The 23,755-nt window shown below is 68.0% G+C and carries 24 protein-coding genes; 12 read left to right on the top strand and 12 right to left on the bottom strand.

Features of this window, described 5'->3' with window-relative positions; genetic code table 11:
* From groEL to ACP5M5_RS05915, 9 genes are all read left to right on the top strand, one after another.
* A partial coding sequence (groEL, locus tag ACP5M5_RS05955) for a chaperonin GroEL (RefSeq protein WP_427936164.1) occupies positions 1 to 879 on the top strand: 879 nt, incomplete at its 5' end.
* A 309-nt stretch (positions 880 to 1,188) separates the two neighbouring features.
* Complete coding sequence (locus tag ACP5M5_RS05950; protein WP_114910618.1) at positions 1,189 to 1,392, top strand: cold-shock protein; 204 nt, start codon at positions 1,189 to 1,191, stop codon at positions 1,390 to 1,392.
* Between the two features lie 243 nt (positions 1,393 to 1,635).
* Positions 1,636 to 1,839 carry a cold-shock protein gene (locus ACP5M5_RS05945; protein ID WP_114910619.1) on the top strand — a complete coding sequence of 68 codons (204 nt, stop codon included), beginning with the start codon at positions 1,636 to 1,638 and terminating at the stop codon, positions 1,837 to 1,839.
* A gap of 170 nt (positions 1,840 to 2,009) precedes the next feature.
* Entirely contained in the window at positions 2,010 to 2,510 is a 501-nt protein-coding gene (locus ACP5M5_RS05940; protein WP_427936162.1) for a hypothetical protein, read from the top strand.
* Positions 2,511 to 2,525: 15 nt separating this feature from the next.
* Positions 2,526 to 2,930 (top strand): hypothetical protein, encoded by a 405-nt coding sequence (locus ACP5M5_RS05935; protein ID WP_427936161.1) that lies wholly within the window; start codon positions 2,526 to 2,528, stop codon positions 2,928 to 2,930.
* Positions 2,931 to 3,028: 98 nt separating this feature from the next.
* On the top strand, positions 3,029 to 4,450 hold the full coding sequence (locus tag ACP5M5_RS05930; RefSeq protein WP_427936159.1) for a cytochrome ubiquinol oxidase subunit I: 1,422 nt from the start codon (positions 3,029 to 3,031) through the stop codon (positions 4,448 to 4,450).
* 6 nt (positions 4,451 to 4,456) lie between these two features.
* Positions 4,457 to 5,467 carry a cytochrome d ubiquinol oxidase subunit II gene (cydB, locus tag ACP5M5_RS05925; protein WP_427936158.1) on the top strand — a complete coding sequence of 337 codons (1,011 nt, stop codon included), beginning with the start codon at positions 4,457 to 4,459 and terminating at the stop codon, positions 5,465 to 5,467.
* A gap of 140 nt (positions 5,468 to 5,607) precedes the next feature.
* Entirely contained in the window at positions 5,608 to 6,774 is a 1,167-nt protein-coding gene (locus ACP5M5_RS05920) for a serine hydrolase domain-containing protein (RefSeq protein ID WP_427936157.1), read from the top strand.
* Complete coding sequence (locus ACP5M5_RS05915) at positions 6,771 to 7,943, top strand: serine hydrolase domain-containing protein (RefSeq protein ID WP_427936155.1); 1,173 nt, start codon at positions 6,771 to 6,773, stop codon at positions 7,941 to 7,943. Before ACP5M5_RS05920 ends, ACP5M5_RS05915 begins: the two co-directional genes overlap by 4 nt.
* A 77-nt stretch (positions 7,944 to 8,020) precedes the next feature.
* Here ACP5M5_RS05915 and ACP5M5_RS05910 read toward each other — a convergent pair whose 3' ends face one another.
* The 11 genes from ACP5M5_RS05910 to ACP5M5_RS05860 form a co-directional block, all read right to left on the bottom strand.
* The gene (locus ACP5M5_RS05910; protein WP_427936153.1) at positions 8,021 to 9,571 is read right to left on the bottom strand and encodes a lipopolysaccharide biosynthesis protein; all 1,551 of its coding nucleotides are present in this window, start codon (positions 9,569 to 9,571) and stop codon (positions 8,021 to 8,023) included.
* Positions 9,572 to 9,831: 260 nt separating this feature from the next.
* Complete coding sequence (locus ACP5M5_RS05905) at positions 9,832 to 10,389, bottom strand: DUF447 domain-containing protein (RefSeq protein ID WP_427936151.1); 558 nt, start codon at positions 10,387 to 10,389, stop codon at positions 9,832 to 9,834.
* Positions 10,373 to 11,776 (bottom strand): DUF6513 domain-containing protein, encoded by a 1,404-nt coding sequence (locus ACP5M5_RS05900; RefSeq protein WP_427936149.1) that lies wholly within the window; start codon positions 11,774 to 11,776, stop codon positions 10,373 to 10,375. Before ACP5M5_RS05900 ends, ACP5M5_RS05905 begins: the two co-directional genes overlap by 17 nt.
* Positions 11,769 to 12,326 carry a flavoprotein gene (locus ACP5M5_RS05895; protein WP_427936147.1) on the bottom strand — a complete coding sequence of 186 codons (558 nt, stop codon included), beginning with the start codon at positions 12,324 to 12,326 and terminating at the stop codon, positions 11,769 to 11,771. Before ACP5M5_RS05895 ends, ACP5M5_RS05900 begins: the two co-directional genes overlap by 8 nt.
* 1 nt (position 12,327) lies before the next feature.
* Positions 12,328 to 12,960 (bottom strand): hypothetical protein, encoded by a 633-nt coding sequence (locus tag ACP5M5_RS05890; protein ID WP_427936146.1) that lies wholly within the window; start codon positions 12,958 to 12,960, stop codon positions 12,328 to 12,330.
* Positions 12,957 to 14,108 carry a (5-formylfuran-3-yl)methyl phosphate synthase gene (locus ACP5M5_RS05885; RefSeq protein WP_427936145.1) on the bottom strand — a complete coding sequence of 384 codons (1,152 nt, stop codon included), beginning with the start codon at positions 14,106 to 14,108 and terminating at the stop codon, positions 12,957 to 12,959. Before ACP5M5_RS05885 ends, ACP5M5_RS05890 begins: the two co-directional genes overlap by 4 nt.
* 134 nt (positions 14,109 to 14,242) lie before the next feature.
* A complete protein-coding gene (asnB, locus tag ACP5M5_RS05880) occupies positions 14,243 to 16,171 on the bottom strand; it encodes an asparagine synthase (glutamine-hydrolyzing) (protein WP_427936144.1) in 1,929 nt (642 codons plus the stop codon).
* Positions 16,172 to 16,235: 64 nt separating this feature from the next.
* A complete protein-coding gene (locus tag ACP5M5_RS05875) occupies positions 16,236 to 17,186 on the bottom strand; it encodes a lysophospholipid acyltransferase family protein (protein WP_427936143.1) in 951 nt (316 codons plus the stop codon).
* Entirely contained in the window at positions 17,183 to 18,193 is a 1,011-nt protein-coding gene (gene lpxK / locus ACP5M5_RS05870; RefSeq protein WP_427936142.1) for a tetraacyldisaccharide 4'-kinase, read from the bottom strand. The genes ACP5M5_RS05875 and lpxK overlap by 4 nt, the downstream gene beginning before the upstream one ends.
* The gene (locus ACP5M5_RS05865; RefSeq protein ID WP_427936141.1) at positions 18,190 to 19,482 is read right to left on the bottom strand and encodes a 3-deoxy-D-manno-octulosonic acid transferase; all 1,293 of its coding nucleotides are present in this window, start codon (positions 19,480 to 19,482) and stop codon (positions 18,190 to 18,192) included. The genes lpxK and ACP5M5_RS05865 overlap by 4 nt, the downstream gene beginning before the upstream one ends.
* Before the next feature lie 2 nt (positions 19,483 to 19,484).
* Positions 19,485 to 20,153, bottom strand: a complete 669-nt coding sequence (locus ACP5M5_RS05860; protein ID WP_427936140.1) for a lysophospholipid acyltransferase family protein — start codon at positions 20,151 to 20,153, stop codon at positions 19,485 to 19,487.
* Between the two features lie 167 nt (positions 20,154 to 20,320).
* Here ACP5M5_RS05860 and ACP5M5_RS05855 point away from each other — a divergent pair, with 167 nt between their 5' ends.
* Genes ACP5M5_RS05855 through ACP5M5_RS05845 form a run of 3 tightly spaced genes read left to right on the top strand, consistent with a single transcriptional unit; the run spans position 20,321 to position 22,720 of the window.
* Entirely contained in the window at positions 20,321 to 21,310 is a 990-nt protein-coding gene (locus ACP5M5_RS05855) for a bifunctional GNAT family N-acetyltransferase/(deoxy)nucleoside triphosphate pyrophosphohydrolase (RefSeq protein WP_427936139.1), read from the top strand.
* Positions 21,311 to 21,319: 9 nt separating this feature from the next.
* Complete coding sequence (locus tag ACP5M5_RS05850; protein ID WP_427936138.1) at positions 21,320 to 22,087, top strand: competence/damage-inducible protein A; 768 nt, start codon at positions 21,320 to 21,322, stop codon at positions 22,085 to 22,087.
* Between the two features lie 24 nt (positions 22,088 to 22,111).
* Positions 22,112 to 22,720 carry a DUF2889 domain-containing protein gene (locus tag ACP5M5_RS05845; RefSeq protein ID WP_427936137.1) on the top strand — a complete coding sequence of 203 codons (609 nt, stop codon included), beginning with the start codon at positions 22,112 to 22,114 and terminating at the stop codon, positions 22,718 to 22,720.
* Positions 22,721 to 22,794: 74 nt separating this feature from the next.
* Here the strand turns inward: ACP5M5_RS05845 and ACP5M5_RS05840 are convergent, their stop codons facing one another.
* Positions 22,795 to 23,754: a tyrosine recombinase XerC gene (locus ACP5M5_RS05840; protein WP_427936136.1), complete on the bottom strand. Its 960-nt coding sequence runs from the start codon at positions 23,752 to 23,754 to the stop codon at positions 22,795 to 22,797.
* Position 23,755 lies beyond the last annotated feature (1 nt).

Below are 23,755 nucleotides of genomic sequence, written 5' to 3'. Positions count from 1 at the left end.
GTCGAGGGCGAGGCGCTGGCGACGCTGGTCGTCAACAAGCTGCGCGGCGGCCTCAAGGTCGCGGCGGTGAAGGCGCCGGGCTTCGGCGATCGCCGCAAGGCGATGCTGGAAGACATCGCGATCCTCACCGGTGGGCAGGTGATCAGCGACGATCTCGGCATCAAGCTCGAGACCGTGACGCTCAATATGCTCGGCAAAGCCAAGCGCGTCCTGATCGAGAAAGAGAATACTACGATCATCGAGGGCGCCGGCAAGAAGGCCGACATCACCGGCCGCTGCAACCAGATCCGCGCCCAGATCGAGGAAACCACCTCCGATTACGATCGCGAGAAGCTGCAGGAGCGGCTGGCCAAGCTCGCCGGCGGCGTCGCCGTGATCCGCGTCGGTGGTTCGACCGAGGTCGAGGTGAAGGAGCGCAAGGACCGCGTCGATGACGCGCTGCACGCGACCCGCGCCGCGGTCGAGGAAGGGATCGTGCCCGGCGGCGGTGTCGCGCTCGCCCGCGCCTCCCTGGTCCTTGCCAAGCTCAAGGCCGATAACGAGGATCAGCGCTTCGGCATCGACATCGTGCGCAAGGCGGTGCAGGCGCCGCTTCGCCAGATCGCCGAGAATGCCGGCGAGGATGGCGCGGTGATCGCCGGCAAAGTGCTCGACAAGGACGACTACGCGTGGGGCTTCGATGCCCAGTCCGGCGAGTTCAAGGATCTGGTCAAGGCCGGCATCATCGACCCGACGAAGGTCGTGCGCTCGGCGTTGCAGGATGCCGCGTCGGTCGCCGGTCTCTTGATCACCACCGAGGCGATGGTGGCAGAGAAGCCGGAGAAGAAAGCGCCGCCGGCGATGCCGCCGGGCGGTGGCATGGGCGATATGGATTTCTGATCCGACCCTCCCGGTGCGCCCGAACCAGGGCGGCGCCGGGATCGCAAATGCCAGGCGGCGGGCCTTCGGGTCCGCCGCTTTCGTTTGCCCGCCGCGATCGCCCCGGTTCCTGCCACCCGCTTCCCCCAACCCGCGCGCAATTCCGGTTGTGATTGACAAACGCACGGGAGTCTGCGCGAAATAAGACGCGATCGCCGTTTGGCTTCTCTTGCTGCGCCTCCGTCTTCGGGTGCCTTCAAGACGTTCAACCAGCCCGATTGCCTCGCGCCCCGCGCTGTTGCGGGGCGGCATAGACGGAGAGTGAGAGACATGGCTACCGGTACTGTCAAATGGTTCAATGCCACCAAGGGCTTCGGCTTCATCGTGCCGCAGGATGGCGGCAAGGATGTTTTCGTGCATATTACCGCCGTTCAGGCGGCGGGTCTGCGCGGCCTGAACGAAGGCCAGAAAGTGACCTATGAGGTCGTGATGGAGCGTGGCAAGGCCGCGGCCACCAACCTCCGCGTCGCTTAAAGCAGCTTTCGTTCGCGGCCGAGGCTGTCCCTTGTTTGGGCTGCAGAGCAATGGCACGCTGGGCGCGACGGGTGTGACCCGCTGCGCCCAGCGTGTTTTGCCTCGGGGCTTTTTGTTTGCGGCGCTGGCCATGAGAGTGGGCCGGCGATGCGGTCTTGCCGAACGAAAGCGGCCGGCCGATCCACACGTGCGCAAAGCGTGGGATTTCGTTCAATGATAGCAAAGATCTAAGGGGGCGCGTGCATGCCAACAGGTACGGTGAAATGGTTCAATGCCACCAAGGGGTATGGCTTCATCATGCCGCAGGATGGCGGCAAGGATGTCTTCGTGCATATCACCGCGGTGCATGAGGCCGGCTTGCAAGGGCTGAATGACGGCCAGAAAGTCTCTTTCGAGATCACCATGGAACGTGGCAAATCGGCGGCGACCCAGCTCAAATTGCTCTGATCGTCTGGGCTCTGATCCTCGCTCCTGGCCGTCGCGCCGTCGCGACGGGTTGCCGCGTTCACTGATCCAGGCTCATTTTCTCATCCTAATGAGCAGCGCCGGGATGGACATCCTTTCGCGGATCGGGCAAGGCTGTTGTGTCGGGGCGCGATAAAGGGGAGGAATTGCTGATGACGCCTGTTGCCGAGCCGGAGCCTTCCCCCGCCTCGCCCCCTGCCGTGGTAACTTGCCGGGACTGCGCGTTCTGGTTCTCGTTCGGTCCGGACGCCGGCAGCTGCCGCCGCTACGCGCCGCCGCCCAGCCAGCATGTCGATGATACCGGCTTCTGGCCGGAGACGCTGGCGACCAATGCCTGCGGCGAGGGCATCCTCAAAGCCGCGCCGGGCGCGCCCGAGACGATATCGTGCGGAGACTGTGTCTTTTGGCATCGCTATAATCCCGATCAAGGGGTTCTTCCGCTGCGGCGCGCCGATCTGCCGGCGGAATGGTGGCGCATGGCGGGGTTTTGTATCCGCCGCGCCCCGCGCGCGGAATATCAATGGCAATGGCGCACCGTCACCCGCGCCCATTGGCGGGCGACCCATATCAGCGACCAGTGCGGCGAAGCGGCGCGGCGCAACCCGGCGCCCGCGCCTGCCGCCCGACCGGAGATGGACGACGACAAAAGCTGAGCGAGGCTTGCCCTGATGTCCTTGGTGACGTGTCAGGCTTGTGTCTTCTGGAAGACGTTCGATCGGCTCTCGCCGCAGAATGGTCTCTGCCGTCGCCATGCGCCCCTGCCTGGCCAGCATGTCGATGATACCAGTTATTGGCCGGAGACCACGGCCGAGGATGGCTGCGCCGAGGGGGTCGCCGCGGCCCTCGCTCCCGAGCAAACCGCGATCACCGCCTGTGCCAACTGCGCCTTCTGGTTCCGCCGCGGCGGCAAGAAGGGGCTGGTGCCTGAGCGCCGTAGCGACCTGCCGCGCCGCTGGTGGCAGGAAGCGGCGTTCTGTGCCCGCCACGCCCCGACCCCGACCAGCAACGTCGCCCGCGCCCGCTGGCGCGCGACCCATGCGAGCGACGGCTGCGGCGACGGCAAAACCGTCTGAAATCGGAGGGATATCCCCGACCGGGTCCGCTCGACCTTGACAATCACCGCCGGCCGGGTCCATCTCGCGGGCACGGGGAGGCCTGAGAGGATTTAGCGATGAGCCACCTTGATGCGATCTTTCTCGCGCGGCTACAATTCGCCTTCGTCGTTGGCTTCCATATCGTTTTTCCCGCCTTCTCGATCGGGCTTGCCAGCTACCTCGCGGTGCTGGAGGGGCTTTGGCTGCGCACCGGGCGGCAGGTTTTCCTCGACCTGTTCCATTACTGGAGCAAGATTTTCGCCATCGGCTTCGCCATGGGCGTGGTCTCCGGGGTGGTGATGTCCTACCAGTTCGGCACCAATTGGGGCAGTTTTGCCGACAAGGCCGGCCCGGTGATCGGGCCGCCGCTGGGCTATGAAGTGCTGACCGCGTTCTTCCTCGAATCCGGCTTCCTCGGCGTCATGCTGTTCGGCATGAACCGGGTCGGGCGGGGCCTGCACTTCCTTGCGACCTGCCTCGTCGCCCTCGGCACCCTGATCAGCGCGTTCTGGATCCTCGTGGTCAATTCCTGGATGCAGACCCCCGTCGGCTTCACGATGACGGCGGATGGCCGCTTCCTTCCGGTCGATTGGCTCGCGATCATTTTCTCCCCTTCCTTCCCGTACCGCTTCGTCCACATGGTGCTCGCGACCTATCTCAGCGTCGCCTTCCTGGTTGGTGGTGTTGGCGCGTGGCATTTGCTCCGCGATCGCGCCAATGAAGGCGCGCGGGTGATGTTTTCGATGGCGCTCTGGATGGCGCTCGTGGTCGCGCCGGTCCAGATCCTCGCCGGCGACGCGCATGGCCTCAATACCCTCGCGCATCAGCCGGTGAAGGTCGCGGCGATGGAGGGGGATTGGTTCGATCCGACCGGCGATGAGGGTGACGCGCTGGTGCTGTTCGCCGTGCCGGATGAAAAAGCCGCGGCCAACCGCGCCGAGATCGCCATCCCGCATCTCGGCTCGCTGATCCTGACCCATAGCTGGTCGGGCTCGATCAAGGGTTTGCGAGACTTTCCGCCGGCCGAGCGGCCGCCGGTCGCGGTCGTTTTCTATGCCTTCCGGATCATGGTCGCGCTCGGCTTTCTGATGGCAGGCGTCGGGTTGCTCGGCGCTTTCCTGCGCTGGCGCGGCCGGCTCTATGACACGCCGTGGCTCCATCGGATCATGGTCGCGATGGCGCCGGCCGGGTTCATTTCCGTGCTCGCCGGCTGGACGGTGACCGAGGTCGGGCGCCAGCCCTATACCGTCTATGGTCTGCTCCGCACCATTGATAGCGCCTCACCGATTGCGGTGGCGGGTGTTGCGACGTCACTGCTCGCCTTCGTCATCGTCTATTTTCTCGTCTATGGCGCCGGGATCACTTTTCTCCTCCGCCTGATGGCGCGCCCGCCGCTGCCCGGCGAAGGTGGCGTGCCGAAATCGCCAACGCACGCCGCCGGACTGATGCCGGGCCCGGCCGGCGCAATCGAGGATATCCCGCCCACCGCAGCCGAGTGAAACATCATGGCCGATGCGTTACCGTTGATCTGGGCCGGGTTGCTGGCCTTCGCGATTCTCGCCTATGTCGTGCTCGACGGGTTCGATCTCGGCGTCGGCATCCTGTTTCTCGTCGAGCATGACGAGGAAGATCGCGACGTGATGATGAATACCGTAGCCCCGGTTTGGGACGGCAATGAGACATGGCTGGTGCTTGGCGGCGGCGGGCTGTTCGCGGTCTTTCCACTCGCTTACGCGGTGGTGATGCCGGCGCTCTATGCCGCGATCATCGGCATGTTGCTCGCCCTCGTCCTGCGCGGCGTCGCCTTCGAATTTCGCTTCAAAACCCGCACACGCCTGGGGCGAAGGCTGTGGAACTTCGCCTTCACCGTCGGCTCGCTGCTGGCAGCGTTCTGTCAGGGCCTCGCGTTGGGTGGGCTGGTGCAGGGGGTGCACATCGCCAACCGCGCCTATGCCGGCGGGTGGTGGGATTGGGTAACCGGGTTCACCATTCTCTGCGGCCTCGCGGTCGCCGCTGGCTATGCCCTGCTCGGCGCGACCTGGCTGATCTGGCGCACCGAGGGGGAGCTACAAGCGCGCTGTCGCCGCCATGCCCGCGCCCTCGGCGTCGCCGTGCTGGCGTTGATCGTCGTCGTCAGCCTGTGGACGCCGATGCTCAATCCGCGTTTCATGGCGCGCTGGTTCGCCTGGCCGGGGATCGCGCTCACCAGCCCGGTGCCGATTCTGGTCGCGCTGCTCGCCTGGGCGTTCTGGCATGGGTTGTCGCGCCGCCATGACGCAACGCCATTCTTTGCCGTGCTCGGCTGGTTCGTGCTCTGCTTTGCCGGGCTCGGGATTAGCCTCTTCCCCTACATCGTGCCGCCCGATCTCACCATCTGGCAGGCGGCGGCGCCGCCGATGAGCCAAGGCTTCCTGCTCATCGGCGCTCTGGTGCTGGTGCCGATCATCCTCGCTTATACCGGCTACGCCTATTGGGTGTTCCGCGGCAAGGTGCGGCCGGGTATGCATTATCATTGATGGGGCGGCGGCTTGCCTGGTTTCTCGCGCTTTGGATCCTCGGCGCGGGGGTGACGCTCCTGGTTGCCGGCGTGCTGCGCTGGGTATTGACCGGCAAAGGGCTCTGAGGACACCCTGATATCGAAAGGGAACCCAAAGCCATGACCGCCGCGATCGACGCGCTGCTGGAAAATGCCGTCAACATGGGCGATGTTCCTGGCGTCGTCGCGCTCGGCGCCGATGAGCGCGGGGTGATTTATCAGGGCGCGTTCGGTCGCCGCGGGCTCGACGATGAGGCGCCGATGACGCCAGACAGCGTGTTCTGGCTCGCCTCGATGACTAAGGCCATCACCTCGGTCGCGGCGATGCAGCTCGTCGAGGAAGGCTTGCTCGCGCTCGATGCGCCAATCGCACGGGTGCTGCCCGAGCTTGCCGAGCGCCCGGTGTTGGCGGGGTTCGACGACGAGGGGCGGCCAAGGTTACGCCCGGCGCGCCAGCCGATCACCCTTCGCCATCTGCTCACCCACACCGCCGGCTTCGGCTATGACATGTGGAACGCCGAGATCGGTCGCGTCATGGCGCAAGCCGGCGTGCCGCACGCCATTTCCCGCCGCCGCGCCGCGCTGCAAACCCCGCTGCTCTTCGATCCCGGCGAGCGTTGGACCTATGGCGTCAACACCGATTTCGTCGGCCGGGCGGTGGAAGCGGTGAGCGGGCGCACGCTGCAAGCCTATTTCCGCGACCATATCCTCGGCCCGCTCGGGATGAGCGACACCGATTTCATCCTGACCCCAGCGGCGCGGGCGCGGCGCGTCCTCATGCACGAACGCCAAGCCGATGGCAGCCTCGCGCCAATCGATTTCGAGCCTACCGAGCCGCTGGAATTCTTCATGGGCGGCGGCGGGCTTTTTGGCACCGCCGGCGATTATCTCCGCTTTCTGCGCATGTTGCTCGCCGGCGGCACCCTCGATGGCGCGCGCATCCTCCGCCCCGAGACCGTGGCCCTAATGGCGGAAAACCAGATCGGCGATCTCGAGGCCGGGATTTTGCGAACGGTGCAGCCCGCCCTCTCCAACGATGTCGATTTCTTCCCCAGCATGCGCCAAAAATGGGGGCTCGGCTTTCTCATCAATACCGAAGACAGCCCGCAAGGCCGCAAGGCCGGCAGCCTCGCCTGGGCGGGATTGGGCAACACCTATTTCTGGATCGACCGCACAGCCAACCTCACCGGAGTGATTCTGATGCAAATCCTGCCCTTCGCCGACCAGAAGGCCGTCGCTCTCTACGGGGCTTTTGAACGCGCCCTCTATCAAGGACGCATGGCGTGAGCGCCGACCCCGCGGCGCTGCTCGAGGCCGCGGTCGAAAGCGGAAGCGTGCCCGGCGCCGTTTTTCTCCTCGGCAACGCCGAGGGGGTGATCGCCGAAATCGCCGCCGGCAAACGCGCCCAGGGCAGCGACGTCGCGATGACGACGGACACCGTGTTCTGGCTCGCCTCGATGACCAAACCGATCGTCTCGGCCGCGGCGATGCAGCTCGTCGAACGTGGCACGCTTGCGATCGATGCGCCGATCGCGCCGGTTTTGCCGGCGCTGGCCGCGCCCATGGTGCTGGAGGGGTTTGACGCTGCCGGCCAGCCCCGCCTCCGCCCGGCGCGGCGGCCGATCACGCTCCGCCATCTTCTCACCCACACCTCCGGGTTCGCCTATGATTTCGGCAATGCCGACATCCTGCGTTATGTCCGCGACATGAAGCTGCCGCGCGGCGCCAGCGGCCAGCTCGCCGCGCTCAACCTGCCGCTGGTCTTCGACCCCGGCGAGCGCTGGGAATACGGCATCAGCACCGATTGGCTCGGCCGCGCGGTGGAAGCCGCGAGCGGCCAGCCTCTCGATGCCTATGTCGCCGAGAACATCACCGGCCCGCTCGGGATGAACGATACCGGCTTCGGCCTCGATGCCCACCGTGCCGCACGGGTTGCCGGCATGCATAGCCGCGGCCCGGACGGCACGCTCACCGTGATCCCCTTCGCGCCGCCGCCAGCGCCGGAATTTCACGCCGGCGGCCATGGTCTTTATGCGACGCCACGCGATTATCTGCGTTTCACCCGCGCCTTGCTGCGCGGCGGCGAACTCGATGGCGCGCGCATCCTCAAGGCCGAGACGGTGGCAGAGATGGCGGAAAATCAGATCGGCGATCTCAAGGCCGGCATCGTGCGGAGCGTGATCCCCGAGATGGCGCTCGAAATCCAGCCGCCGCCTGGGATCGATTTCGGCTGGGGGTTCGGCTTTCTCATCAACCGCCAGCCGCTGCCGACCGGGCGCGGCGCCGGCAGCCTCTCTTGGTCAGGCGTCGCCAACACCTATTTCTGGATCGATCCGGGGCAAAATCTCACCGGTGTCATGATGACCCAGATCATGCCATTCGGTGACCCGGCGGCCTTCAACCTCGCCGTTGGCTGCGAGGTCGCCGCCTATCAAGCGCGCGCGGCGCGGCGATAAGGGAGGGAAGGGCTCTTTTTTTAAAAAAAAAGAGCCAAAAAAACTTTTCCCCGGTACGGGTTCTGCCTGCGCTATTTTCACATGGACTTGCGCAGCTTGCCGAGGATCGGGCGCAGCAGGGCGAGGACGTCGGTTTCCGCGCCCTCCGGCCGGCCGGCGGCGAACCACGCGGCCAGCAGCGCCGCGCCATACGCGACCACACCGAGCGGGATCAGAACCGCGAGCGCCGCGACCTGCGCGGAAGCAGGCGCGCTCGGCGGCGGATGCGCATAGCCGCTGCCGAGTAGCGCCACCGCCATCACCGCCGACGCCAGCGACGGCCGCCAGATATGCGCGAAAAACGCTGCCAGCGTCACGCCATAGCGGCGAAACAAAGCCTGCGTCATCAGCCCGATTTCCAGAAGGCTGCCGAGCATCCCCCCGAATGTGCCCCCGACGAGGCCGAATTTCAGGGTCATCACGATGAAGATCGGCGCACCAATGACATAGGAGACGGTAATGATACGAAACATCGGCCGGAGCACGGCATGCGAACTCAAAACCGTGCCGGCGATCGCCCCGAACGCCGCGAAAACGCCGCCCACCGCCATGATCTGCAACAGCGGCACCGCCGACATCCAGCGCGCGCCGAGCGCGAGATAAACCACCGGCTCGGCAACCAGGGCGATGCCGATCGACGCCGGCAGCACCAGGAGCGTGGTGGTGCCGATCACCCGCAGATAGGTTTCGGCGATGTTCTCCCCGGTGTGGCGCGCGACCGCGAAAGCGGACCAGCAGGCGCGGCAGAGCGGCTGCACCAGCTCCGTCGCCGGCAGGCTCGCGATCTCGCCGGCGACCGAAAAAATCCCGACCTGCGCCGGGCCGAGCAGACGGCCGATGACGAAACTGCCGGTGCGATCGCGCACCAGAACGATCAGGCTGATGAACCACGTCCAGACGGAAAACCCGATGATGTGCCGCCAAGCCGCGATCGACAGCCGCGCGCGATAGCGGTGCATGACATAGCTCATCGCCACCCGCGAAATGCGCAGGGTCAGAATACCCACCACCAGCGCCCAATAGCTGCGCCAGAGGAAGGCGAGCGCGATGGTCACGCTGGTGCCGGCGAGCCGCGGCAGCAAGCGGAGTTGAAATTCCTTCTCGAACGCCATCTCGCGGCGGAAATCGATGATGCCGACATTCTCGAACGCCTCGATCGCGGTCGCGATGGCGAGCGCATAAAGCACGTGCGCGAGCCGCGGCTCATTGAAGAACGCGGCGATCGGCACCGCGGTTGCCGCAACGATCAGGGCGGTTGCGAAATTGCGAATGAGATTGAGGGTGAAGGCGGTATCGTAAAGCTCACGCCCGGGATTTTTCTCGCGGATCAGAACGTCATCGACGCCGAGGATGGACAGCGCGTCGATCGCCTGCGCGAAGCTGGTGCCGAGCGCAACCAGCCCGAAATCCGCCGGCACCAAAAGACGCACCAAGATCAGCGTGCTGATCAGGCCAATCCCGCGGGTGAAAAACCGCCAGATCATCACCCAGCCGGTCGCTTTCGCGGTCTTCGCGAGAAGCGCGTTCTGCCCCGCCTTCGAAGACGCCGCCGGCCGCTCGACGACCGAGTGATCCACTGTTTCGCTCATTGTCCGTTGCTTCAAATAGCGATGCCCGCGCGGCATCCTAGCGGCAAGAAGATTAGCGCAAGGTTACGCGGGAATGAGCCGGGCGGCCATCCCAACGCCGATGGCGCAAATTAGCACAGAAAGCGGGTTCTTTTTTTGGAAAAAACTTTTCTCCCGTTGGGCAGCGCCTGCGGCACTGCCCCTGCCATGGACGCTTGCCGCTCCGAGAGAACGGGAGAACGTCTTTTTGCTTCTTTTTCTTTAGAAAAAGAAGCACTTCTCTACATACAATCCGCGCCGAACGCCGCCACCAGCCACTCCCAGGCTGCGGCCTCGGCCGGGCCGGCGGTTTTGGCAACCGGGATGGCGAGGCGGCGCATCTCCTCGGCGATCGTCGCCGGTGGCAGGAGATGGCGGCGGCTGAGCAAAATCGCGGCCTCGATGACCGCGGCTTGCGCGCGATTAAAACCCCGGAACGGCGCGTGGCTCGCCTCGAACACGGTCTCACAATGAAAGCGCGGCCGGGTTTCGTCCTCCTCGATCGCGACCACCCGCAACTCGGCGTGGGCAAGCGCGGCGGCGAGGCGGGGCGGGCGAAGGCGCGCCGCCGGGAGCAGCGGAAAATTCCGCCGGCCGGTGAGGCAGCCCGCGAAAATCCGCACGTCATCAACGTAATTCGCGACCAGTTCGGGCACCGCGCGGAGATTGGCGAGCGTCGTCGAGGGATGAAAAGGGGCGGCGATCCAGCCTTCGCCCTCGGCGATCAGGCCGAGCGGCGCGAGATGCGGGGTGCCATCGGCGCCGATGGTCGTTGCGATGATTTCACGAATGAGCGGCATCGCGCTTTGCCCTCAGCGTATGGCCGGCCTCGGCGAGCCGCGTGCGTTCGCGATCATCATCAGGCAGTGCGACGCCCCAGCGGAGCGGTTCGTCCTGGACATAGCGCTTGCCGAGCCGAAAGGCGATTTCCGCTTTGGCAAGCTCGGTGCCGAGATAAAACGCATGCGCCGCATCGCCGGGGAGGGCGAGATCGGGATAGCACGACAGCGCATCCGCGCGGACGATATGGATGTGGTTGTTGAAGACATGGATGCCGTCTTCCGCCACCATGATGCGGTAATTCTCGTCGCGGGTCGCCGCCGCAAGGGCGGCGAGGTCGGCGGCGCTTTGCGCGAATGGCACGCGATCATGGACCTGCAACAGCGCATCGGAATAAAATCGCGGCAGCGCGCCGTCGCTGCGCGCGGCAAACAGCAGCCGCCGCGCCGCGTCATGCTCGGCGAGCGTCCGCCGGGTGTGCGGGCTCACCTGCACCGTCAGCACGTTGCGAATGCCGAGTTCGGAGCAGACGCCGAGCAGCATCATGGTGACGCCGGCGGAATCGGCGTCGGTGAGTTCGGTGAGATTGCCGGTTCCCATCAGGATTTCGGCGCGTGGCAAAAGCCGCCGCGTCTCGTGATAGCGGGCGAGCGAGGCGGCCAAGCCGGAATGGATGGGATCGAGGATCGGATCGACGAGAAAGGAAAGCCCCATCGCCTCAGCCTTCGCGGCGGCGCGACGCAACGAGGCGAGATCGCCATGCGGCGCCGGGATCAGAACCGGGGTCGCCCTGGTGCCCGCGGCGATCTCGAGCGTCGTCTCGGTGAGGCTCAAGAGAAAATCGGCGCCCGCCAACGCCGCCCGGCGCAACTCCGCAGGGTCGCCGGAATCGACGCTGACCGCGATCCCCGCGGCCTGAAGATCGCCGATTTTTGCCACGAGATCGGGAAATTCCGCGCCCGGCCGGCAGCCGAGATCGATGACATCGGCGCCTTCGGCAACGAGGGCGCGGGCCCGCGCGAGCAACGTCTCGCGATCCATCTCGCTCGCATCGACGATCTCGGCAAAGAGGCGGATATCGCAGCGTGAGAGATCGCGCGCGCCGGCCTTGAGGCCGAGAAACGCGGGCAGATCGGCGATCTCGTCCGGCCCGCGCACGAACGGCACCCCGAAATGCGTCGTCAACGCCGCCGCGTCGAGCCCGGCGCGGCCGGGAAAAATCACCCGGTCGGCATCGAGCGGCGGGCGCAGCCGGCGGCGGAGAATGGCCTCGGTCATCAAGGCCGCGACCTTGACGCCGATATTGACGATCTGCACCGAAAATCTCTTACCGAGTTCGGTCTCGGCCAGGCGGCGGAGCCGCGGCTCGGCGAGATGGCCGGTGAGCAGGAGCAGTTTTTCAGCCATCCGCCGCGCCGCGCTCGCGCTTGCGCCGCGCGATGGCGGCCTCGAGATCGGCGAGCGACAGCGCGACCTCGGTCGCCTCGAAGCTTGCCAGCCGCGCCGTGTTGTCGAGATCGATGCGGCGCGGATAGACCTTCACCATCCCGCCGGGGGCGCGGGTTTCAAGCTCGGGCGCATTGTCGCAGGCGAACACGATGGTCGGGATACGGCATTTCCCGGCTTGGCAGAACACGTTGGTGGCGAGCGTGTCGGCGATGCCGACGACACATTTCGCAACCGTGTTCGAGGTCGCCGGCGCCAGCACCAGGGTGTGATAAAACCCTTCGTAAAACCGCCCAACGGGCGCGGCGGAGGCGGTGGTGTCGCGGAACAGGCGCGAGCCTTTCGGCAGGATGAGCTGATCGCGATACATCCGCACGACCTCGGCCGCCGCCTTGCTCACGAAGAGATCGACGGCATCAAGCGTGCGGATGAGCGCGAGGCTTTCGGTGAAGAAATGCCCCGAGCCGGTGAGCGCCCAGGCCCAGCGCGGGGGGATCGTGGCGCGCGCCATCTCAGGCGAATTGCGTCGCGCACAGCGCCGCTCCGGGCAGGTGCGCGGGATCGAGGGCGCGCCCGGCCGGCAGATCGGCGGGGCCGGCGAGATGGATCGGGAAGCGGAATCCGGCCGCGAGCGAGGGGAAAAACCGGTCGATCACCCCTAATGCGGCGAGTGCTGCGAGGTTGGCGCCGGGTGCGGCGCTGACCGACTTGATCAGGAGAAGCGGTGCGGCGAGCCGGCGCGCGAACCAGAGCGCGATCGAATCGGAGGTAACGTCCCAGCTTGCCGGCAGCTCTGCTTCGGTTGCGAGCAGCGGCCAGGGAACCGCCACCGCGACCCCGCCGGCGCCGCAGATCCGGGCGATATGATCAAGGCTCGGCGCCAGCGTGAGCGCGGGGGCGAGGGCGCAAAGGGCGCGGCCGAACTGCGCCATCGCCAGCATCGCCATCTCGTGCGCGGCCTGCTCGTCATAGCCGAGCACGGCTTGCTCGGCGCGCACGGTGTCGGCAAACGGGCCACCACCGGGGACCACGAGCGTCCCTGGCGTTGCCGCGACCAAAGCGAGCCAGGCGCGAAGACGCGGGCTCGCCGCCTGGCTGCCGCCGAGCTTGACGATGCGCCTGACGCTGGGATGAGACCCGTTCACGCGCCGCCCCCCCACGCGCTCGCCGGATAGGCCAGCGCCGCCGCCTCGCGCGCCCGCGCGATGGTGATGCCGACGACGCCGGTGCCGGTTTCGAGCTTTTCGACGCAAATCTCGACCTTGAGTACCGGCGGATGGGCGAGCAGCCGGGCCGCGATCCGCTCGGCGAGCGTCTCCACCAGCCCGACATGCCCGGCATCGGCGAGCATGCGGATAGTGTCGCTGATCACGTCATAGGAAAACACGTCGCGAAGATCGGCAACCGCGCGGCGTGGCCGGGCGATGATGGCGGTGACGGCGAACCGCACCTTTTGCGGCCGTGCCCGCTCATGGGCATAGACGCCGATCGTCATCGGCAGCACGAAATCGCGGAGATGGACGCGATCGGTGAGCGCCGGGTCGCTTTCTTGCGCCGGGGCATAGCCGCGCGCCGCGAGCAGGCGGAAATCGACCCCACCCGACGCATCCTTGCTCGTCTCGCCGGGGATGAGGGCGCGGACCATGGCGACACTCTCGGCATCGATTGCCCCCTTGCGGCCGGTCGCGCCGCAAAGCGCCGTGCGAAACCCGAGAAGATCGGGGCTGAGGAGGAGAAGCCGCGGGATATCGGGCAATTCCAGCGCCCCGGCGAGACCGGCGAGGAGACCAAGCCGGCGGCATTCGGCAACGAAACGGCCGAGCCGCGCGATATCGAGGTGATCAAGCAGGCGGGCGCCGTTCTTGCCCGCGGTATCGAGCATGGCGCCGGCGAACCCGTGTTCGGCGAGCAGCGCGAGCAGCGAAAGATCGGGGGTGCGGTCGGCGAAAAACACCGCGACCAGCTTCACCCGGGCGGCCAGCGGGGCGAGCGCGGCAAGCGCCGCTTCGGCGTCACCACCGGGAAAAATCCCGAGCTTTAGATAATCGACGCCGGTTGCGGCCATCGCCTCGGCGGCGGCGCAGAGCGGCGCCGCCTGCATCGGCAGATCGCCGAGCACGGCGCTGACCGGGCGCCGCCCCGCGACCCGTGCGACGCCTTCGCGCACGATCTCGGGGGCGACGGCGCCGAGCGCGCCCGCTGCCGGATCCTTGAAATCGATGACATCGGCGCCGCCGGCGAGCGCGATCGCGGCCTCGTCGGCGTCGCGGACGCTGGCGAGAAACCATGTCATGCCAGCGCCTCCCGCGGGCAGCCGCAGACTCCGCCCATGCGTGCTCCGCTCATGCGTGGTCCCTTGTTCGGTTCTCCTCGCGCCGCACCCTACAGCAAGGCGGGCGCGAGAAAAGAGCAAAGACGCACGCGGCCTTAGCCGCGGCCCTCGGCCGCGAGGCTGGTTGCGGCGTTGTCGGGAAGACCCGCCTCATGGGCGAGAAACCCCTCAAACACCAGCAAAAGCCAGAGCACGGTGCTGTGATCGAAGCGCCCGCTTTCATGCTCGCGCACCAGGCGGGTCAACGCCTCGGGCTGGAACAGCCCGCTATCGAGCATCGCCTCGCCCATCAACCGCGCGTGCAGCCGGGGCGCTCCGGCGCGGAACTGGGCGGCGAGCGGCATCGCGAAGCCCTGTTTGCGGCGATAAAGGATTTCCCCCGGCACGTAGGGGGCGAGCGCCCGCTTCAAGACATCCTTGCCGCTGCCGCGGCGGAGTTTGAGCGCTGGCGGCAAGGCGAACCCCCATTCGACGAAGGCGCGATCGAGCAGCGGCGCGCGCGCCTCGAGCGAGACCGCCATGCTGGCGCGATCGACTTTGACCAGGATATCGCCGGGGAGATAGGTGTTGATATCGACATATTGCGCCTGCGCGAGAGGCGCTGCGTCCTCGTCTTCGGCCATCAGGGCGAGGATGCGCGCGCCGGGGTCATGGCCGTCGAGCCGGGCGCGCAGGCCCGGCGAGAGCAGCGCCCGGCGCTGCGCCGCCTGCGTCTTGGTCACCGTGCGATAATAGCCGAGCGCCGAATCGAGACTGATTTCGGTCAGCGTGTGCTTGGCGCGGAGCCAGCGCGGCGCGCGGTCGAGCTTGGGATAGGCGCGCGCGAGCGGGGCGAGGGCGTGGCGGCGGAGCGGCGCCGGCAGCAGCCGCCGCACGGCTTCCGCGAGGACGTGGAAACGATAGCGCCGGTAGCCGCCGAGCACCTCGTCGCCACCATCGCCAGAGAGCGCGACGGTGACGTGCCGGCGGGCGAGCGCGCAGACATCGCGGGTCGGGACCGAGGAATGATCGCCGAACGGCTCGCCGAACATCCGCGCCTGAGCACGGGCGGCGGCGATATAGTCGATCTCGGTCGCATCGGTGTGGTGGTTGGTGTGATAGCGTTCCGCCATCAGGGCGGCAAAGGGGCGTTCGTCATCGGCGCCGGGAAAGCCGATGGTGAAGGTATCGAGCGGCGTTGGCCGCATCATTGCCGCGCGGGCGACGACGCCGCTCGAATCGATGCCGCCGGAGAGAAAGGCGCCGAGTGGCACATCGGCGACCAGCCGGGTCGCGACCGCGCGGTCGAGATGGCCGAGCAGCGCCGCCTCGGCCTCGGGCGCACTGATCTGCAGCGTCTCGCGCGCGAGCGACCAGTAGCGCCGCGGCGCCGGGCGCGCGCCCTCGGTGCGGTCAAGCAGCAGATAATGCGCCGCCGGCAGCTTGCGAATGCCCTCGAAAATACTTGCGGGGTCAGGGATATAGCCGAGCGCGAAGAAATCATCGACGGCGGCAGCATCGATCCGGCGGGAAAGATCGGGAACCGCGGCAAGCGCCACCAGTTCGGAGGCGAAGACCAGCGCGCCATCTGGGCGATAGCCATAATAGAGCGGCTTCTTGCCGAGGTGATCGCGCGCCAGCAGCAATTGCCCGCGCCTGCGGTCCCAGAGCGCGATCGCGAACATGCCGGAAAAACGCTGAAGACACGCAACCCCCCATTCCTCCCAGGCATGGAGGATAATTTCGGTATCAGAGCGGCTTTGAAAAACGTGGCCAGCGGCCTCGAGTTCGGGGCGGAGATCGGCGTGGTTGTAGATCTCGCCATTGAAGACCACCACCACCGCGCCATCCTCATTGAACATCGGCTGGTGGCCGCCGGCGATATCGATGACCGCGAGGCGGCGATGGCCGAGGCCGATCCCGGGTTCGGTATGAAAACCGTCGCCGTCGGGGCCGCGATGGCTGAGCGCCGTCGTCATCCGGCGCAGGAGGCCGGCATCGACCTCGGATTTCGCGGCGTGAAAAATCCCCGCCAGCCCACACATCGCCTGCTCTCCTTGCCGTCGCGCCAGGATGGTTATAACGGCCTTTATATCAGGGCGGCGGGTTTCACGCGCGAAAACATTTTTCCCGCGCGGGCGCAGGCTGCTCGGGCGGGGGCCAGCGGCGATGCAGCCACAGCCATTCGCCCGGGCGGGCGCGGATCCAGGTCTCCAGCCGGTCGTTGATCGCCTGGGTGAGGGCGGCGATCATCTCCCCGCGTTCGGCGCCTTCGGGCAGCGCCAAGGCGGGCTCGACGACGAGGCGAAACCGCGCCGGGCCGAGGCGCTCGATGCGGGTCGGGATCACCGGGCAGCGAAACCGCAGCGCCAGCGTCGCCGGCGCCGGCGCGGTCATCGCCATTTCGCCGAACAGGCGGGCGGCGATGCCATCGTTCAGCTTCTGGTCGACCAGCATCCCGAGATAGCCAGCGCGCAGGAGATGGGCGAACGCGGCGCGGGCGCCGGCAGCGCCTTTGCGGAAATTCACCACCTGCCGCCCGTTCACCCCCGCACCCGCGCCCGCGCCCAGGGCGGCGCGGCGAAGGGCATTGATCCGGGCATCGAGATAGGGATTGCCGAGGGGGCGATAAAAGCTCGCCAGCGGAATGCCGAAATGGGCGGCGATCGGCGGCAGCATTTCCCAATTGCCGGTATGGGCGGAGACGAAAATCACCGGCCCGCCCTTGGCCGCGAGATCGCGCACGATCTCCTCGCCGACGATCTCCCAGCCAGGGCCAGAATGGGTGCGGGCGAGGCGCGGGAGGTGGGGAAATTCCGCCATCGTGCGGCCGAGATTGTCCCATACCGCGCGGACGATGGCGCGGCGCGCGCGCGCATCCAGCGCCGGCAGGGCGCGGCGGAGATTGGCCTCGGCAACGCCGGAGACCGGCAGCAACGGGCCGATCGCGCGCGCGATGGCGCCGCCGAGATCAGACGCCCGCGCCGGGCCGAGCCAGCAGAGGGCGGCGAACACCCCCTGCCCCAGCCGTGCCTCCAGCCGGTGGCGCACGCCCCTCATCGTTTCCCCCTGGGTTTTCCCTTCGATCCCCCCTTGGCCGCGAGACCGCCGAGCAGGGCGGCGATCGCGTCCGGTTCATCCCATAGCAGATCGACATCGGCGATGGCGATGGCTTTCTGAAAGGCGGGCGGAAGGCGGGTTGCGTCTTTCGGGGTCGTCACCGGCCGCGCGCCGTTGCGCGCCGCTTGTGCCAGGGCGCGTTCCAGCTCGGCGGCGGCGAAGCGGTGATGGTCGGGAAAATCGCTATGCCCGACGAGGATGGCGCCGGCGGCGGCGAGGGTCGCGTGGAATTTCTCCGGCCGTGCGATGCCGGCGATGGCATGGACCCGCACCCCGGCCAGGGCGCGCGCGCCGGGGCCGGGGGCGAGGCGGGCGCGTAGCACCGGCAGCGCCGGCGGCAGGCGCGCGAGCGCCCCGGTCGCGTCATCGCCGATCAACACCGCCGCCGCCACCCGTGCCGCCGCGTCCGCGATCCTCTCGCGAAGCGGCCCGGCAGGCACCACATGGCCATTGCCGAACCCGCTCGCGCCGTCGATCACCAGCAGCGAGAGGGTTTTCTCGAGGCCAGGATTTTGCAGACCATCATCCATCAGGAGCAGTTCCGCCCCAGCCGCGATCGCGGCGCGCGCCGAGGCGGCGCGGTCGGCGCCGACCCAGGTGGGCGCAACCGAGGCGAGCAGCTTCGGCTCATCGCCGACCGCCGCCGCGTCATCCCAAGGCGCCACCCGCCGCACGCCGCGCACCCGCCCGCCATAGCCGCGGGTGAGGAAATGAACGCCGATCCCGCCGGCGCGCAGCCGGGCGCCGAGATCGAGCGCGAGCGTGGTTTTGCCGGCGCCGCCGAGCGTCGCATTGCCGATACAAAGCACCGGCACCGGCGCCCGCCAGCCTTTTCGCGCCGCCCGCCGTCTCGCCGCGCGGGCAACCAGCGCCGCGACCGGCGCAAGCAGGTGGGTGGCGAGCCCGCCCCGACCGTAAGCCCAGAACGAAGGTGGGCGGAGCCTCATCGCCGCCGACCCACGAGGCCGCGCAGCGCCGCCGCCGTCGCCGCCGGCAAATCCGCGAACCGCGCCGCCGCCGCCGGCCCCGCCGCTGCCATCGCCGCCCGCGTCTTCGGATCATCGAGCCATTGGCCGACCACCGTCGCTAATTCGTCCCCGTCGCGGACCGTGCGCGCCGCCCCCGCGCCGGCCAGCGCCACCACCGCCTCGGCGAAATTCTGATGATAGGGGCCGATCACCAACGCAACCCCGAGCCGCGCTGCCTCGAGCGGGTTCTGCCCGCCATGCGCAACGAGGCTGCCGCCGATGAAGGCAAGGCTCGCCAGGCGGTAGAAAACGCCCAATTCGCCGAGCGTGTCGGCGATATAGACCCCGCCTTCGCGCAGGCCCGGCGGCCCGGCGCCGGTGCTCCGGCGTGGCGCCATCGCCGCACCAGGGAGGGACGCGATCGCCCCCCCGCGCGCCGGATGGCGGGGGACGAGGATGGTCAGGAGATCCGGATGGCGCGCGGCGAGGCGGTGATGGACGGCGAGAATGATCGCGTCCTCGCCGGGATGGGTGCTGGCGGCGAGAAACACGGGGCGCGGGCCGATCGCCGCGCGCAATGCAGCCAGCGCCGCGGGATCGGCGGGCAGTTCGGCGGCGGCGAATTTGAGATCGCCGACCGCCCGCACCGTAGGTGCGCCAAGGGCGGCGAAACGCGCCGCGTCCTCGGCGCTGCGGGCGCGGATCGAGGCGAAGCCGCCGAGAAGGCCGCGCGCGACCGAAGGCCAGCACCGCCAGCGCGCGAAGCTCCGCGCCGACAGCCGGGCATTGATCAGCATCAAGGGGATGCCGCGGCGGGTGCAAGCGGCGAGCAGATTGGGCCAGAGTTCGCTCTCGACGAAGGCCGCCGCGTCCGGCCGCCAATGGTCGAGAAACCGTGCGACCCAGGCCGGGACATCGAGCGGGACAAAGCCATGCGTCACGCGCCCGGCGAGCCCGAGCGCCGGTAGCCGCGCGGCGAGGAGTTCGGCCGAGGTGACGGTGCCGGTGGTCAGCAGCACCGAAATCTCCGGCGCTTGGCGCGCGAGTTCGCCGAGCACGGGGAGCAGCGAGACGGTTTCGCCGACGCTTGCCGCGTGCAGCCAGAGCAGTTTTCCCGCCGGCCGCGGTAACGCTGCGATCCCGCGCCGCTCGCCAAGACGGGCTGCGATCTCTTTGCCCCGCCGCGCCCGCACCCACAGCATGAGGCGCAATGCCGGCGCCGCCAGCGTCCCTGCTGCCGCCCAAAGGACGCGAAATAGTGGGAACATTGCTAACCGCACGCGCGCCGCGCGGCCTCTGCCGCCGCTGTCAGCGCCGCCTCGATCGCCGGCAGCGCCGCCTCGGCGCCGTCGCGCGCAACTCGGATGGTCTCGGCACAGACGATGACGCCGCGCCCGAACGGCAACGGCAGCACCATCCGGTCCCAGGAGGGGAGGGTGATCCGCGGCCGCGTCATCGCCGCGCACGGCATGATCGGAACGCCGGAGAGGGCGGCGAGCTGGGCAACGCCGGGGGCGGCGCGCCGGCGCGGCCCGCGCGGCCCATCTGGCGTGATCACCACCTGCTCGCCGGCCGCGAGCAGCACGAGCAGCCGGCGGAGACCTGCTGCCCCGCCCCGCGACTTCGAGCCCCGCGCGGTCGAGCCATGCACCACCTCGATGCCGAGGCCGCGCACCACGTTGGCGATGATCTGCCCGTCGCGATGGCGGCTGATCAGCACCTTGAGCCTTCCTGCCGAGCGCCAGCGCAGCGCCGGCATCAGCGGCAGCACCTCATGCCAGAATGCCGCGATCACCGGCGCGCCGGCGAGAATGGCCGTCGTACTCGCCTCGCCCACTAGCCGCCAGCGCGTGGTCTTGAGCGCGAAGGCGAGATAGGCGCGAAGCAGCCATACCGCCGCTTTTTGCACGCCCGGATGCTGCCAAAACCGTTTTCCCATCGCCCGGCGCCGGTAGCACGCGGCATCGTCCCCGACAATTCGCCGCCCGCGCCTTGCGCCGTGCCAGCGCTTGCGCCACTTTCGCGCGCGATCATGCCGTTTCTCCGCGCCCCGCATCGCAACGCCGCCCCGCCGCGGCCGCCCCGCGTTATGAACGCCGGGCGACGATGACACCGTTCACCCCGCTTGCGACCGCGCGCCTCACGCTCCGCCCGCTGGTCGCGGCCGACGCCGCGGCGCTGCACCGGCTGATCAATGACTGGGAGGTCTGCCGCAACCTCGCCGGCGTCCCTTTCCCTTATCCGCGCGCGCTCGCTGATGAATGGATCGCGGCAAGCGCCACCGATCTCGCCGACGGCCGCGCCTATCACCTCGCCATCACCGGCAATGAGGAGGGGCGGGAGATCCTGGTCGGCGGGGTCGGCCTGCGGCTCGATGTGGCGCGACGCGTCGGGCGGCTCGGCTATTGGGTCGGGCGGCGTTTTTGGGGCCATGGGGTCGCGTCAGAAGCGGCGGCGCGGCTCGCGCAATGGTCGCTTGCGCATCTCGATCTCGATCGGCTGGAAGCCGTCGTCGCGACCGACAATGCCGCCTCGCTCGCGGTGCTGCGGCGGATCGGGTTTCGCGAGACCGGCCGCGAGGTGCAAAATTTCCTCGCCCGCGGCGGGGCGCAGCCGGTGGTTCTGCATGAGGCGCAGCGCGAAGATATTTTCGGCCATCCCGAGGCGACGCGCGACGCGGCGGCGCCGGCGGGGGCGAAGCCTTTGCTCCTCGTTGCCGCCTGCGCGCTGGTCGATAGCGATGGGCGGGTGCTGCTCGCGCGCCGGCCGGAGGGCAAGACGATGGCCGGGCTCTGGGAATTCCCAGGCGGCAAGCTCGCCCCCGGCGAAACCCCGGAGGCGGCGCTGATCCGCGAATTGAAGGAAGAACTCGGCATCGATGTTTCGGCCGCCTGCCTCGCCCCTTTCGCCTTCGCCTCGCACGCTTACGAGCGTGTCCATCTCCTGATGCCGCTTTATCTCTGCCGGCGCTGGCGCGGCTTCGTCACCCCGCGCGAGGGGCAGGCTTTGGCCTGGGTGCGGCCGGAGAAGCTCACCGAGTATCGCATGCCTCCCGCCGATCTGCCGCTGGTGCCCATGCTGCGCGATTTTTTGTAAGGTGTCGCCATGACCGAAACCGCCAATCCCACCGCCTGCATCGTCGTCATCGGCAATGAGATCCTCTCGGGCCGGACGCAGGACGTGAACGTGAAATTCCTCGCGACCCGCTTGGCCGAACTGGGCATCGCGCTCCGCGAGGTGCGGATCATCCCCGACATCGAGGCGACCATCATCGCGACCGTCAACGAGGTTCGTGCCGCCTTCGATCATGTCTTCACCACCGGCGGCATCGGCCCGACCCATGACGACATCACCAGCCAATGCATCGCCGCGGCCTTCGGCGTCCCCTGGGAGCCGCATCCCGAGGCCTGGGCGAAAATGGACCGGCATTACAAACCCGGCGAATTCAACGCCGCCCGCCAACGCATGGCGACGATGCCGCGTGGCGCGACGCTGATCGAGAACCCGATCTCGATCGCGCCCGGGTTTTCGATCGGCAATGTCCATGTTTTGGCCGGCGTGCCACGCATCATGCAGGCGATGTTCGAGAGCCTCGCGCCGACCCTGCCCGGCGGCAAGCCGATCCGCACCCGCGCCGTCCACGGCCGGCGGCTGCTCGAAGGCCGTCTCGCCGCTGGGCTTGCCGCCATCCAGGCGCGCTATCCGGGGCTTGATATCGGAAGCTATCCTTATTATCGCGGTGATGACAATAACGGCGTTGCGATCGTCGCCAAAGGCACCGACGAGGCGCAGGCGGAGGCGGCGATCGCCGAGGTCAGCGCTTTGATCGAGAGTCTTGGGGTAACGCCAATCCCGGGCGAGCCGCCGATCTGACGCTTTTTCCAGGAGACCGACCCCATGCCCCTGACCCCGCCCGTGGCTCGCGAGCTGCTGCACCTGCGCGATATAGCGCTCCGCGGTTATCTCCGCGACGATGGGCTTTATGATATCGAAGCCCATCTCACCGATACCAAAACCCAGGGTTTCACCAGCGAGGAGCGCGGCTATGTCGAGGTCGGCGAGCCGCTGCATGGGATGTGGATGCGGCTGACGGTGGATGAAGATCTGACCATCATCGCCTGTGAGGCCAACACCGAATTCAGCCCCTATCCGCAGGTTTGTCCGCAGGCCGCGGACAATTTCTCCCGCCTCGCCGGGCTCTCGATCAAGCGTGGCTTCGTCAAGGCGGCAATGGAACGGGTCGGTGGCACCGCAGGCTGCACCCATCTCCGCGAATTGCTGCAGCAAATGGCAACCGTTGCCTTCCAAACGCTTTATTCCGTGCTGATGCGGCGCGAACGCCAGCGCGCCGAGGCGAGCGGCGACACCCGCACCTCGGAAGAAAGCGTCGCCGCGCGCGACGGCGGCCGGCCGGTGCTGCTCAACACCTGTCTCGCCTGGGGCAGCGACAGCCCGGTGATCAAACGGCGCTGGCCGCAGCTTTATACCGGCGGCGAGCGGTCATAGACCGACCGCGCGGCGCCTGGCGTGGGCGCGAACCCATCGCGGCCGCCCGCGCCAAAAAATGCGGAATTTCGCGCTTAGCCGGCGCGCGGATGGGCGCGGCGCCAGACCGCGAGCAGGGCGTTCGCGTCCATCGCGGTGTAGCGCTCGGTCGAGGCGAGGCTGGCATGGCCGAGAAGCTCCTGGATGACGCGGAGATCGGCGCCGCTCTCGAGGAGGTGGGTTGCAAAGGAGTGGCGGAGCGCGTGCGGCGTCGCGTGCTCGGGCAAGCCGCGGCGGCGGCGGAAATCGCGCAGGATCCGTTGCGCGACGCCGGGATTGAGCCGTTTGCCGCGCGCCCCGATGAAAAGCGGCGAGGCGGGCGCAGGGTTGGGGTGGCGCGCGAGCCAGGCGGCGATCGCCTCGCGAACCGCGGGAAGCACCGGCACCAGTCGCTCTTTCGCGCGTTTGCCGAGGATGCGCAGCGGCGCCTCGCTCCCCGGGCGGGGTGCCGCGCGGCAATCGAGGCCGAGCGCCTCCGAAATGCGCAAGCCGCAGCCATAGAGCAGGGAAAAAAGCGCGATATCGCGGGTCTCGAAAGCGATATCGGGCGCCGCCTCACCGATCTCGTCGGCGACCAGCAGCGCCTGGCGTTCGCTCAAGGCGCGCGGCAGATGGCGCTTGCCGCGTGGCCCGGCGAGAAGGGCGATCTGGTTGTTTTCCACCCCTTCTCTCCGCGCGAGAAAGCGGAAAAAGCTGCGCAACGCCGAAAGCCGCCGGCTCCGGCTCGCAGCCCCGATCCCCTCTGAGGCCGCCGCCGCCAGCCAGGCGCGGAAATCGGCGAGCCTGAGGCCGGCGAGCGCCGCGAGATCGGGCTCGGCGCCGAGATGGGTCGTGAGAAAGCCCAAAAAATCGGCGACATCGTGGCCATAGGCGATGAGCGTCGCCGGCGCTGCGCGGCGCTCATTCTCGAGCCAGGCGCACCAGGCGGCGCGGGCGGCCGCGGCGTTCGCCCCTTTGCCGGGCGTGGACGAGACGGTATCGGAGGTCTCAGGCATG

This window comes from Acidibrevibacterium sp. (genome assembly GCF_049965395.1).
In the GTDB taxonomy this organism is placed as follows: Bacteria; Pseudomonadota; Alphaproteobacteria; order Acetobacterales; family Acetobacteraceae; genus Acidibrevibacterium; species Acidibrevibacterium fodinaquatile.
Note: the sequence above shows the minus strand (reverse complement) of the source record. Positions and strands in the feature narration are given on the sequence as shown.